The following is a 12957-nucleotide window of genomic DNA, read 5'->3' as shown; positions in this document are numbered from 1 at the left end:
ACCAAGTGACCACAGGCCCCGGGAGAGCGGGGACACCGGCTTAGGTTTATCGCGAGTTCCGCACGAACAGGAGGCCACGTGACCTCGATGTTTTGGACGTGGCAGCGAGAGGGGTCCTGGTATGGCAAGGTGACGTGAAACAAGGCGGCGCTGACCTTCTGGTCGCGCCGCCGAAGTTGAACGTCAGATTGCCGTGCCAGGGCCCCTCGCAGCGTCAAGAAGACCGCCGTTCGGTAGAACGGCGGAATTCAGTTGTTCAGCATGCGGTCGAAGCTTCCCGAGTCGCCATCCCGATAGTCGGCGGTCATCAGAATCTCCTGCGGAATTCGTCCGCCCTCACGCAGCACGTTGCGGAACTGCACGCGCGTAACCATGGGCAGATCCTTAATCGTCGCCGCCAGGTTCTGCGGCACGCCTTGGTTGGCAGCCGCGGGCTCGCACGCGCCGCCGGCCTTCATGCGGCGCTTATGCTCGGCAAGCATGGCGCGATACATGCCGGCATGCAGGCGAATCTCAACGACGTTGGCGTTGCGGGCCTGCTCGACGATGCGCGCGCCCTCTCGGTCGATGTCGCCCACGTAGTAGATGTAGGTAAAGCGGTAGCCGATCTCGGCCAGATAATCATCCAGCGCATGAGAGACGCTCGCCTTGCACCCGCCGCCAAAGATCACGCCGCCCACCTTAGTGCCAAATAGCTTGGCATGTTTGCGGCCACGCAGAAGCTTGACGATTTCGTCGTAGGTATCCAGGTTCTCGACCATAATGAACGGCTTGTCGGCGCCCAGCGTAAAGAAACCCGTAAAGTGCACCGGACGGTTGGGGGCGACCTTGATCGCCTGCATGCTGATGCCCTTTTCGGTCATACGCCTGATCAGGCGCTCGCCATGCTTGCCGTCAAAAGCTTTTTCGTCATTGAAGATCTGGTAGGCGCGCTGACGGCGCGAGGCAACCGGAGTATCGGCACCGCGGTTTTGCTCGATCCAAGCCTGAATGATCGCGATTTCCTCGGCAATCTTGCGATTGGACATCTCGTTGTGCTGGGCACGCTGTGGAGCTTTCTTACCGTCCTTGCCCTCGACCTTAACGATCTGGGTCTGCTGTTCCTTAATTGTGGAGAGCGCCGTGGGCGTGGGGACGACCTTGAGCAGCCGCCTGCCCAGAACGCGAGCCAGGGCAAACGCCGAAACCTCGCCATGGGTGGTCGACTCAGCCTGCTGGGCAGTCGCATCTGCTGCGGCAGACTCGGGCTTCTTCTGAGACTTGCGCTTAGAATCGCCTTGGACATTGTGCTCACGTTTCGAAGTTGACGTCTGCTTCTGCGAACGCTTGGGCTGCTCCATCGGAGCATCCACCTTCGCATCTTCGTCGCGCGGCGCTACATTCTCGGCGGCATCCTGAGCGTTAGAGCCGCGACCGCCACGATGACGACGACGGCGAGGCTTACTCGAAGTACTATCCCCCGCCTGTTCAACCGCAGGTTGCTGGCCCTGAGTCTCCGTATCGGACGCAGCCTGCTCATCAACGGAATTCTGTTCACGAACTTCCGACTCGGCAGGCTTCACGGCTTTCTCGGCCCGCACCTCCGAAACCTGATTAACCTGCTCCTGACGCTTTACGGGGTACGCGCGACCTGCAAAGCCGCGACCGGGACGACACGAGTCTGAGGCCTTCTTGGCCGGCTTCTCGGAATCGTCCGCAACCTCGGCGGCATCTTCGGCCTCGCGCACAACATCCTGCTGTTCGGCCTTAAAATGCGCACCGCGACGACGCTTGGGTTCCTGAGGCTCAGCGGACTTTTGCTCTTTCACTGGCTCCTGCGGCTCGACGACAGGCTCGTTCTCGACAACCTCGGTAACGGCCCCATCCTTTTGAGCCACAGCACGACGGAAGCGTTCCTGTTGGGCGCGGCGCTGCGCATCACGCTTTCCGCCTCCGCCAAAGACGCCTCGGCCCGCCTTGGCGGTAAAGGCACGCACGACATGCTCATCGAGCAGCTCGTCGGTATCGATATGCTCACGCGGGGCAGCTTCTTCCGCAGCGGGCATCTCAACGGAATCCTCAACAGGCTGCTCCTGAGCATCATGCATCTCGGCATTGATGGCATAGAATGCCGGGCGGCCGTTAATGCCGCTGCCCTCGATCTTGGTCACAATCTTTGCCGCGATAAGCTCATCGCGCATCGCCTTGGTATCGCACTCCTTATCCACGGAGCGGAAGATTTGCGCCAGCGCGCTCGACTTGATCTTGAGCGCCTTGCGACAGAGCAGGTCGTAGGCAACCAGCTTGGCCCGCTCGGCAGAAAGCGACGTTTGTCCGCTCAGACGCTCAGCCAGAGCATCGACATTTTGTTGGTTATCGGAATATACCGTCTTGGCCACGGGGCCCCTTTCATATGCACACATATACGTCTATATGGTACAACGCGCGCCGCCCTTCACGCAAAACATCTGAGAGAACACCCCGGCATCACCCTTCTTTACAAAAAAGACCGGGCCCGCGTTCTGCGGACCCGGTCTTTCCGAGTCATAGAGATGGAGGATTCAATCCGTCCGATCGGCTAAGCCTTGGCGGCCTCAGCATCGGCAGGAGCCTCAGCAGCAGCGCGACCGTACTCGGCCTTGCCCATCTCGGACCACTCGGGCTCCTCGTCGGGCATGGAGCCGGCCTCCTTGCCGAAGAACTCCTTGAGGCAGTTGACGGCAACGATGAGGCCCAGGACCATCAGCAGGATGGCAAAGACAAGCTGCAGGCCCTTGGTGGCGGCGACGGAGACGGCAGCCGTGGTGGCGGTAGCCGGGATGGTACCGAAGAAGCCAAACTGCTGGACAGCGGTCATGCAGCCCATGGCGCTCTGGACCAGCGAGGTGAAGGTGCAGCAGAGCAGGAAGGCGACGGGCACGTAGAGCATCCAACCCTTGCGGCCGGTGCACCTGCAGAACACGGCGAGGGTGATCATGGTCATACCGCCGAGCAGCTGGTTGGAAGCACCAAAGAGCGGCCAGATGTTGGCATAACCGCCAAAGGCGAGGGCGAGACCGGGAAGCAGGGTGACGACCGTGGCGAACCAGGGGTTGCCGAGGACCTTCATGTAGCCGGCCTTGGAGTCGACGGCCAGAGCGTCGTTGGTCTGGGCAAAGAACTCAGAGAACGAAGTGCGGGCGATGCGAGCGACGGCGTCGAGCGAGGTCAGGGCCAGAGCGGAGACGTTCATAGTCATGAAGACCGTGGCAACAGTGCCGTCAATGCCAAAGGCCTGCATACCGCGAGCAACACCAGCGGCAAAGATCTGGAACGGGGTACCCACGGCAGCGCCATTAGCACCAGTGGTGTTCATGGTGGAGAACATGATGCCGGCGACGATGATGGCAAGGATGCCGACGAAGGACTCGACGATCATAGCGCCGAAACCGACCTTGACGGCGTCCTGCTCCTTCTCAACCTGCTTAGAGGAGGTACCGGAAGAAACGAGGCTGTGGAAACCGGAGAGAGCGCCGCAAGCAACGGAGACAAACAGGACCGGGAACATCATGCCGGAAGCACCAGAGAAGTTGGTGAAGACCGGAGCGGTCATCGTAGCCTGGCCGTTAACACCCAGGACAACGATGCCGAGGACAGCGCAGGCGATCATGACGATCATCATGATCGAAGTAAGGTAGTCACGCGGGGTCTTGAGCATCTGGATGGGCATAGCACCAGCGAAGACCAGATAGACCATGACGACGGCGAACCACTGGAACTTGGTCAGATAAACCGGGAACTGCATACCAACGGCGAACATGAGAACCATGAGCACCACGCCGGTGACGAACTCGGCAGCGCCGGTGAGGTTGAACTTCCTCTGGGCCCAACCAAAGACGATGGCAACGAACGTGAACAGGATGGAGATGGTACCAGCGCAGCCAGCGGCGTAGGACTTAGCCTCGTTGACAGCGCCGGTGGCGGCATCGAGGACGGGAGCGGCAAACGTACCGCAGACCATATCGGTGAAAGCGGCGATGACGATGATGCAGAACAGCCAGCAGAACAGCAGGAACAGGCGACGGCCAGTCTTGCCGATGTACTTCTCGATGAGCTGAGCGAGCGACTTGCCGTTGTTCTTCATCGAAGCGTACAGGGCACCAAAGTCGTGGACGGCGCCAAAGAAGATGCCGCCGACGAGGACCCAGAGCACGACGGGCAGCCAGCCAAAGGCCATGGCGACGATCGTACCCGTGACAGGGCCGGCACCGCAAATCGAGCTGAACTGGTGCGAGAACGCGGTGAAGGCGGAGACGGGCGAGAAGCTATTGCCGTCCTTCATGCGCTTGGCCGGCGTGAGGGCCTCTTTGTCAATGCCCCACTTGTTGGCCAGCCATCGGCCGTAGCCCAGATAGCCGCAGGCGAGCACCGCCGCGGCCACAACCATGAGCAAAACTCCGTTCATTACATTTCCTCCTCTAAAAAGAACTACTCAGACATAAAAAAATGAGGGCCGTCGGTTGCGCTCGACGGCCCTCATCTTCATCAGCCGCCCGTTATCGTACGGGCTAGCTGTATGTGCTAACCCGCATCAGATAATTACTACGCTGATAATGTCTAGCTGATGCGTGAACATGTCTAAGAAATCCTCTTCAATCATGATGCGAACGATCCGTGCGTGTTCACATCCCCCAGTGGATGAAAAGCAGTATGAAACTTTAGTTACCTAAAGTCAACGCAAATATGTAATGAATTTTCAACTTTTTTGAAATTCTCGGTATAAAACGCCACTGACCTCGGACTTTATCTGACAAAAGTCTTTGCATGAGAGATGCCCCTGAGAGCCGCGGGAGCCGGGCGTCGCATATGAACTTTCCTGCTCTACAGTCCTGCGCAAGACGGAAAGCACATTAAGTGCTTTCCTTTGCGTGCGGAACTCGCGATAAAGTTCATATGCGCGCCCGGCCCCCGCCGCTCTCAGGGGCTCCCATCCCAAATCTAAACTCTGTTATCATAATTACGATAATATCCTGATAGCTCAGGAGGTAGCTGTGAATATTAGGCCAGTCTCAGATCTTAGAAATCACTACCCGGACGTTGAACGCGAAGTCGAACAAGAGGGTCCGGTTTTTCTAACTAAAAACGGGCGGGGCTCTATGGTCGTCATGAGCTTTGAGCAGTACAAGTCGCTGAGCAATACAATCGAGAGCGCCCTTGATGCCGCTGATCGTCAGGCCGCCAGCATGCAACTTCGCTATACACACGACCATGTCTTTGGCTCTGTCAGAAAAATGCTCAACGGCGGTCTCGATGAACAGACCCTATAAGCTCCGCTACCTTCCCCTATTTTGGGAGGACCTCAGCCAAGCAGCGTCATATATCGCCTTTGATCTCAATAACCCCGCTGCAGCAAATAGGCTTGTCGACAATGTTGAAGCAGGCATACTCGAACATCTCAAAAATCCAACCATGTCACCAACATACCCTTCGACAAGAAGGCGGTTGCACCCGTATTACCGCTTCTACGTTGGTAACTACATGGTTTTTTATGTCGTCATCGACGACGTTATGGAAGTCCGCCGACTGCTATATAAGAGCCGAGATATTGAGTCGATTATCAGGTAGGTTTCTTTCAGCTAAAGAATGCCGGAAATTCGACGCTGGCTTGTTAGCCTTGCTGGACGTTGTCGACGCCAAACCAGCTCAGAAGCTATATCGATACAGAAAGGTCCCCGGCGCTGCCCGGGAGCCAACGGCCGCATATGAACTTTATCGCGAGTTCCGCACGAACAGGAGGCCACTTAATGTGGCCTCCGTCGTGAGCAGGACTGTAGAGCAGGAAAGTTCATATGCGGCCGTTGGCTCCCGGGCAGCGCCGGGGACCGCACCCATACGACTACAGCGTCATGTTCGGATCGGCGTCGACGTCGAACGGCGAGATTTCTCCTCGGTCGAATTTACGGCGGGCGACCTCCGCGATCATGGCAGCGTTGTCGGTGCATGCCGAGAGAGGCGGCACCGTCACGCGGATGCCCTGGCGCCCGAGCTTCTTGATCATCATCTCGCGCAGATGCGGATTAGCCGAGACGCCGCCGCCGATGCAGTATTCCTTGCATCCGGTGGCATGCAGCGCGTTCTTGGCCTTCTTGTACTGAACGTCAAAGACTGCGGCCTCAAACGAAGCCGCCAGGTCGGGCAGATGAATCGTGCGCCCGGCCTTGGTCTCCTGCTCGATGTAGAGCGTCACCGCCGTCTTAAGGCCCGAAAGCGAGAATCGATAGTCTCCCCTACTATTGAGCGCACGGGGGAAGTCAATCGCGCGGGGATTGCCCGTCTCGGCCAGTTTGGAGATGATGGGGCCGCCGGGATAGCCCAGACCCAGCGCCTTAGCCACCTTGTCGAAGGCCTCACCCACGGCGTCGTCGAGCGTCTCGCCGAGCACCTCGTAGTCGCCCCACGCCTTGACGTGAACAAGCATGGTATGACCACCCGAGACGAGCGTGAAGATAAACGGCGGCTTGAGATCGGGCTGCGTCAGCAGGTTGGCGAACAGATGACCCTCCAGATGGTTGACGCACACGAGCGGTTTACCGGCGGCATAGGCAAAGCCCTTGGCGAAGGCGACGCCCACCACCAGAGCACCCACCAGGCCCGGACCCTGTGTCACGCCAACAGCGGCGAGTTCACTCGGCGCGATGGCTCCGCCCTCAAGACCAAGCGATGCCGCGGCATCCTCGAGCGCCGCGTCCACGACGCTCACGATAACCTCAACGTGCTTGCGCGAAGCGATCTCGGGCACAACGCCGCCAAAACGGGCATGAAAATCGATCTGCGTCGAAACCTGATTGGCCAGCATATTACCGTCCGCATCGATAATCGCCACAGCCGTCTCATCGCACGAACTTTCGATGGCAAGCACCAGGCGACGGCGCTCAATTTCGGCGCGCTCCTCAACGGTACGCTCGGGTGCAGATAGTGGCCATCCACGCTGCTCAGCCGCCGTCGGCTCGGGCGAAGCGTTGTCGACCGGGAGCACCAAGGGCAGCGGCGCCGTCATGACGATGGCATTTTTGCCACCACCGTAGTAACCGCGGCGGCAGCCCGCCTCGGTAAAGCCCAGGGAGGCATAGAGCGCAATAGCGCCCTCGTTGCCATCCTCAACCTCGAGCGAGGCGGTCGTACAGCCGAGCATCTGGGCATCGTAGCTCACGTGCGACAGCAGCTTGCGGGCAATACCCTCACGGCGATGCTTCGGGTCGACGGCAACATCCAGAATCTGCACGTCACCGTCTACGACCATGCCACCGGCAAGCCCCAGCAGCTGACCGTCGTCGTGCGCCACCCACCAGCTGCGTGGCGCCGCAACATCCTCGCCCAGCTCGGACAGGAACATGCCCGGCGTCCACGCCTCGTGCCCAGCGCCTTCAAAGCAGGCGGCCTCCAGCGCGCTCGCACCCTCGGCGTCCGCCGCACCCATGGGGCGGAATTGCAGATGGCGACCGGCGAGCTCATCGGCGACGCCCGTAATTTCGCTCTGCGCGCTCTCGGCAAGACCCAGGCGTTTGCGCTCGTTTTCCTCGGCGTCAGAAAGGCGCGTATAGATCGGTAGGACGCGGGCCGGGTCGCCGTCACCCGCGGCATGCGCAAGGAGGAGACCCTCGCCCGAAGGCCACCACAAGTCGCGCTCTACGCAGCGAGCGGCCTCATCCTCGCCCAGCAGCTTGCCATAGCGCACGAGACCGTCGCCAATCAGCTGAACCTGGTCCCAGTCCGCGGCTTGGCGCCACTCATCAAGCGCCACGGCGGCCTTGACCACGTGCTCGCGCTCAAACTGACGCTCGGGGCCCTCGTCGCTCAGCACATACAAAGCCGGATACACCTCGCCGCGCATGGCATCGGCCAGAATGCCGAGCTTGCCGCGCACGCCAGCCTTCCACGCGGTCCATGCGCAGGCATCGAGCGTCGACACGCCCAACAGCGGCACGTTGGCACCGCGCGCCAAGCCCTTGGCGGTGGAAATGCCGATACGCACACCGGTAAACGAACCCGGACCGCGACCGACGACGTAACTGCCCACGTCAGCACGGTCCATGCCAGCCTGAGCAAGCACGCTGTCGACGGTATTCACGAGCTCCACATTGGCATGGCGACGACACATATGGTCGCCACTCACCAGCTTCGCCTCGCCCGTCTGTCCATCAGTCCAGCTTGCCGCGCAGGCAAGCATATCGGTCGAAGTATCGAGCGCCACCACCAGCGCGTAATCGTTATGCAAGCTCATCTTGTACAGCCTTATCAATCAAATCGGAAAGCTCCGCTGCGCGCCCGCCGTGCGCCTCGAGCGTTATCGTTCGCACGTCGCTATCGTTCTCATCACGCTTAAGCGTTACCGAAAGATACTCGTCCGTCAGTTCGTCCTGGAACTGTTCGCCCCACTCCAACAGACAGGCGCCCTCATAGCCCAGTACATCGAAAATGCCCGTATCCTCGAGCTCGTAAGCATGCTCCAGACGGTACAGGTCAAAGTGGAACAGCGGAATACGCCCCTGATCATGAACGGCCATGAGTGCGAATGTGGGGCTCGTGACCATATGACCGTCGCCCAGACCACGCGAAACGCCCTTGGTAAAGTGGGTTTTGCCCACCCCGAGGCCGCCGGTCAAGATCAGCACATCACCATCTTCCAGGCACGGCGCAACCAGCTCGCCAAAATGCTCCGTATCGGCAGAGCAAGCCGTTTTATAAATACCTACCCCCAGGCGCTCCAGGGACATATATGCTCCTTATTATTCCGAGGCACCCTCTGGCGCGGGATGCCGCTCCAGATAGTCGCCCAGCATCTTAAAGTCTTCCTCCAGCAGCTCCTGCCACGCCGGATTACGCAGCGCCGCCGCCGGATGGAACGTGGGCATCACCACAAAATGCCCCATCTGATGGAACCTGCCGCGCAGCTTGGTGATGCCGATCTCGGTCTTAAGCACAAAGTGCGTTGCGGGGTTACCGAGCGTCACGATGATATCGGGCCAAATGCTTCGAATCTGCTCACGCAAAAACGGTGAACAGGCCAGCACTTCCTCGGGCCGAGGATTGCGATTTCCCGGTGGGCGGCACTTAAGCACGTTGGCAATGTAGACGTCTTCGCGCTTGAGGCCAGCCAGCGACAGGATGCCGTTGAGGTCCTCGCCCGCCGCCCCCACAAACGGCTCGCCTTGCAGATCCTCGTTACGCCCCGGTGCCTCGCCGATAAACATGACGCGGGCGTGGGGGTTTCCCACGCCAAACACGATGTTATGGCGCGACTGATAGAGTTGGCAGAGATGGCAGTCGCCTAAAACAGCCTCAATCTCCTCGAGCGCAACCTCGCGCGGCGCCTGGCGACTATGTCCGGGGATGTGCATGACACCCATGGCGGCTCCTACACGTAGATCTTGTCGAGACGCATGCCAAAGCCGCAGGCGACCTCGTAGTTAATCGTGCCGCGCAGGCGCGCCATCTCGTCCATAGTAATCTCGGCATCGCCATCGCGGCCGACAATAATCATCTCGTCGCCATACTCGGCCTCGGGAATCTCATGCGCCGGGTTGGACTGGATGGCGACCATAAACTGGTCCATGCAGATGTTACCCACCTGACGCACACGTTCACCGCGATACAGCACGTCCATACGATTGGAGAGCGTGCGCGAAAGACCGTCGGCATATCCAATCGGCAGCGTGCAGATCTGAACGCGCGTACGCGGCACGCGATAGGTAAATCCGTAGCCCACGCCCTCGCCCATCGCAGGATGCGCCACGCGTGTCACGCGCGCGTGAACGCTCATAACGGGATCGAGCTGCATCACGCGGCTGCTCAGCTCGCAGGGCTGCATGCCGTACAAGCCAACGCCGGCGCGAATCATATCAAAATGCATCGAGGGATCAAACATCGAGGACGGCGTGTTGGCACAGTGCACGATACCGCACTCAAAACCCGCGTCCTTAATGGCCTGAACGGCCTCGGTAAAGCGTTGGCACTGCAGTTTGTAGTCCCAACCCGAAGGTTCATCGGCCGTGGCGAAGTGCGTAAAGACGCCATCACACTGGATACCGCGATGGAAGCTAATACCACGAACAAAGTCGAGCACCTGCGTGTAGTGAACACCGATGCGGTTCATGCCCGTCTCGATGGCTAGATGGTACTTGCCCACTTTGCCTGCCGCGACAGCGCACTCGCCATAGGCAAGGGCGAAATCGGACGTATAGACCGAAGGCATAATGTCAAACTCAAGCAGGGTGGGGATAGCCTCGATAGGCGGCTCGCTCAAGATCAGGATGGGCTTGGTAATTCCGCCCCGGCGCAGCTCAACACCCTCGCTGACCGTCGCCACCGCGAACATGTCGGCTCCGGCCGAGTACATGATTTTAGCGCACTCGACGGCACCATGCCCATAGGCATCGGCCTTGACCACGCAGCACAGTCGCTGACGTGGATTGAGCAGGTTCTTGTAAGCCCTCGTGTTGCGGCGAAGCGCCCCGCGGTCAATCTCAACCCAGGACCAGCGCGTCAAATCGGCTTTATTCATGATTAGTCATCCGACCCTTCGTCCATGATTCCCAGATCATCGAGTGCGTCCTTTGCCGCCAATTCCATGGCAGGACCGATTAAGTCGATCAGATCGGTCGCAATAACACTCTTCTCACCGTACTCCGTCGCCGCGGCAAAACCCGCGTAACTGTGAAGCGCGACGGCATACGAATACAGCAGCTCCCAGCGATCCATCTCATCACGCATGGTAGCCAGTGTGCCAGCCAAAATGCCCGCAAGAACATCGCCCGAACCGGCAGTCGCCAACGACGCCGGACCCGAGAGCGGCAAAAGCACGCGCTCAACGCCACAGATAGCCGTCGTCGGCCCCTTGGCAATAACCACGAGATTGTCGGAACCAGCAGCCCAGACAACCTTCTGCGCGGCCGCGATTGCAGTCCCCAGATCGTTAACCTCGTCACCGGCAACCAAACGCGAAAGCTCGCGATAGTGCGGCGTCATGACGAGCGGCTGCTCACGGCGGTACATCTCAGGATTGCTATCGATACCGTCGATAGCAATCTTAGAAAGACAGTTGAGCGCATCGGCATCAAGGATCAGCGGCACATCAAGTTCCAACAAACCCGAAACCACCTGCATGGCACCGGCAGACGTTGTCATGCCGGGACCGCACAGTACGCAGCTGTACTTCTTTGCAATCTCGCACACGGTCATACGCGCAGCGGCACCAAAAGAGCCGCGGGAATCGGACGGAATAGCAAAAACCGGAATCGAAGGAAGCGCCATACGAATAAGATTGGCACACGCATCGGGCGTCGCGACAGCCACATAGCCGGCGCCCGCGCGGGCAGCAGACTTGGCGGCCATAATGGCAGCGCCGGGATACTGCGCCGAACCGGCAACAATAAGGACGGAACCGCGAGAATACTTATCGATATTCGTGGGCAGCGGAGCAAAGAAATCCACCAGGTCACCGGGCTCGACTATCTCGGCGGCATGGTCAACATCATTGATGACCTCATCAAGGCGATCATAGAGGCTACCGCATACCAGATCACCGGCGTACTCTGGGCCATCAGCGCTGTAGAGGCCAATCTTGGGCGTGATCATCGTGACCGTGCGCTCGGCACGGATGCAGTCGTCATCGACAACACCGGTCTCGGCATTCAGACCCGAAGGAACATCGATGGACACCACATGGTCGGCGCAGTCGTTAACCGTCGGAATCCAGATGGAGAACGGTGCACGCAAGTCACCGTGGAAACCGGTACCAAAGATAGCGTCAACGACAACGTCGGCCTTATCGATCAAAACCTCAAGCTCATCTCGCGAGGGACCGACGCACACATGTACATCACGACCGGCGGTACGACGGGCAACATGGCGAGCCAGAGCGGCAGGAATCTCATCCGGCTCAACCGGAGACACGATATCCACGTCAACGCCTTTATGACTCAAGATATCAGCCGCGACCCAGCCGTCACCACCGTTGTTGCCAAAACCGACCAGAACAAGGACGCGATCGGGATTGAGTTTTAGAATTTCACTAGCAGCAAACTCACCCGCCAGTTCCATAAGCTCGGCCTTCGAAGTTCCTTCGCGTTCGATAATATCCTCGAGGCGAACGACTTCCTCGGTACTCAAAACCGGTTTCATCTATGCTCCTAGCGTATCTTGCGAAGCATCGCCCTGGTGCTCCGTCAAAGCTGAATGTTGCAGTTGCTCAAGCTCATCTAAAACCGAGCGAGCCTCTTTAAATGTTTGTGCAACGCGTTCCTTGGTGCTCACCTTTTCTTCCTTAGGCTTAGGTCGAGCATCCTCGGTGATCGCAATGGCATTGGCTACGGCCAAATCACCCGTCAAGGTAATGGAAAGCGCAACTTCAACGACACCCAACTCTTGAGCAATCTCGAGCGCTCGACCCGAAAGCACTGCTTTAGGCTTTCCAAGCTTATCACGCGTTACCGAAACGTCTTTGCGGCCGACGCCCTGACTAAAGCCAGTACCAAGAGCCTTGAGAACCGCTTCACGAGAAGCAAAACGGCTCGCATAGTGCGCCGAAGGACGCGATGAAGCGTCGCAATATGCGCACTCTTCTTCGGTAAACACACGCCGAGCAAACGACGGCGTCTTTTCAAGGATTGATTTCATGCGGGAAATCTCGACGATATCAACGCCGATACCAGCTTCAGCCATGTTCACCTCCATATTGCACAGACTAAGTTATTGTAGCCCGTTAACGGAAGATGCGACAAACGAGGGTTATAAAACACAGCGAGTTTGTTAGATCTGGCTTTAAACGCAAAAAGGGGGAGGCCGCGAGGCCTCCCCCTTCTAAGTTCGATGACGGCTCGGTGCCGTCCACCGGTCAGCGGCGCCCTGGCCTCCCACGGGCTGGCCCCGCAGTACTCTCGGCGCGATGGGGCTTAGCTTCCGGGTTCGGAACGGGACCGGGCGTGCCCCCCATGCTCTGGC

General features: G+C 58.9%; 10 protein-coding genes and 1 rRNA gene. 2 read left to right on the top strand and 9 right to left on the bottom strand.

Annotated elements, in window-relative coordinates; all coding sequences use genetic code 11:
- Window positions 1-248: 248 nt before the first annotated feature.
- Together GT495_RS06000 and GT495_RS05995 are read right to left on the bottom strand one after the other, a co-directional pair.
- Entirely contained in the window at window positions 249-2378 is a 2130-nt protein-coding gene (locus GT495_RS06000) for a hypothetical protein (protein ID WP_161161977.1), read from the bottom strand.
- Window positions 2379-2557: 179 nt separating this feature from the next.
- Window positions 2558-4423, bottom strand: coding sequence for a carbon starvation protein A (locus GT495_RS05995; RefSeq protein WP_161161978.1), 1866 nt, complete (start codon window positions 4421-4423; stop codon window positions 2558-2560).
- 586 nt (window positions 4424-5009) lie between these two features.
- Here GT495_RS05995 and GT495_RS05990 point away from each other — a divergent pair.
- Together GT495_RS05990 and GT495_RS11105 are read left to right on the top strand one after the other, a co-directional pair.
- Window positions 5010-5285: a type II toxin-antitoxin system Phd/YefM family antitoxin gene (locus GT495_RS05990; protein ID WP_161161979.1), complete on the top strand. Its 276-nt coding sequence runs from the start codon at window positions 5010-5012 to the stop codon at window positions 5283-5285.
- On the top strand, window positions 5176-5583 hold the full coding sequence (locus tag GT495_RS11105) for a type II toxin-antitoxin system RelE/ParE family toxin (RefSeq protein ID WP_204987062.1): 408 nt from the start codon (window positions 5176-5178) through the stop codon (window positions 5581-5583). The genes GT495_RS05990 and GT495_RS11105 overlap by 110 nt, the downstream gene beginning before the upstream one ends.
- A 271-nt stretch (window positions 5584-5854) precedes the next feature.
- Here GT495_RS11105 and tsaD read toward each other — a convergent pair whose 3' ends face one another.
- The 7 genes from tsaD to rrf form a co-directional block, all read right to left on the bottom strand.
- Window positions 5855-8239 (bottom strand): tRNA (adenosine(37)-N6)-threonylcarbamoyltransferase complex transferase subunit TsaD, encoded by a 2385-nt coding sequence (tsaD, locus tag GT495_RS05980; protein WP_161161981.1) that lies wholly within the window; start codon window positions 8237-8239, stop codon window positions 5855-5857.
- Window positions 8226-8732 carry a tRNA (adenosine(37)-N6)-threonylcarbamoyltransferase complex ATPase subunit type 1 TsaE gene (gene tsaE / locus GT495_RS05975; protein ID WP_156600211.1) on the bottom strand — a complete coding sequence of 169 codons (507 nt, stop codon included), beginning with the start codon at window positions 8730-8732 and terminating at the stop codon, window positions 8226-8228. Before tsaE ends, tsaD begins: the two co-directional genes overlap by 14 nt.
- Before the next feature lie 12 nt (window positions 8733-8744).
- Window positions 8745-9365: a uracil-DNA glycosylase gene (locus GT495_RS05970; protein WP_161161982.1), complete on the bottom strand. Its 621-nt coding sequence runs from the start codon at window positions 9363-9365 to the stop codon at window positions 8745-8747.
- A gap of 8 nt (window positions 9366-9373) precedes the next feature.
- Window positions 9374-10519 carry an alanine racemase gene (gene alr, locus GT495_RS05965; RefSeq protein ID WP_161161983.1) on the bottom strand — a complete coding sequence of 382 codons (1146 nt, stop codon included), beginning with the start codon at window positions 10517-10519 and terminating at the stop codon, window positions 9374-9376.
- Between the two features lie 2 nt (window positions 10520-10521).
- On the bottom strand, window positions 10522-12138 hold the full coding sequence (locus GT495_RS05960) for an NAD(P)H-hydrate dehydratase (protein WP_152073284.1): 1617 nt from the start codon (window positions 12136-12138) through the stop codon (window positions 10522-10524).
- The gene (gene acpS / locus GT495_RS05955) at window positions 12139-12678 is read right to left on the bottom strand and encodes a holo-ACP synthase (RefSeq protein ID WP_161161984.1); all 540 of its coding nucleotides are present in this window, start codon (window positions 12676-12678) and stop codon (window positions 12139-12141) included.
- A 170-nt stretch (window positions 12679-12848) separates the two neighbouring features.
- Window positions 12849-12957 (bottom strand): 5S ribosomal RNA (rrf, locus tag GT495_RS05950); the annotation flags it as partial.

The organism is Collinsella sp. BIOML-A6 (genome assembly GCF_009875845.1).
GTDB classification, from domain to species: Bacteria; Actinomycetota; Coriobacteriia; order Coriobacteriales; family Coriobacteriaceae; genus Collinsella; species Collinsella aerofaciens_H.
This window is presented reverse-complemented; position numbering and strand designations above follow the sequence as displayed.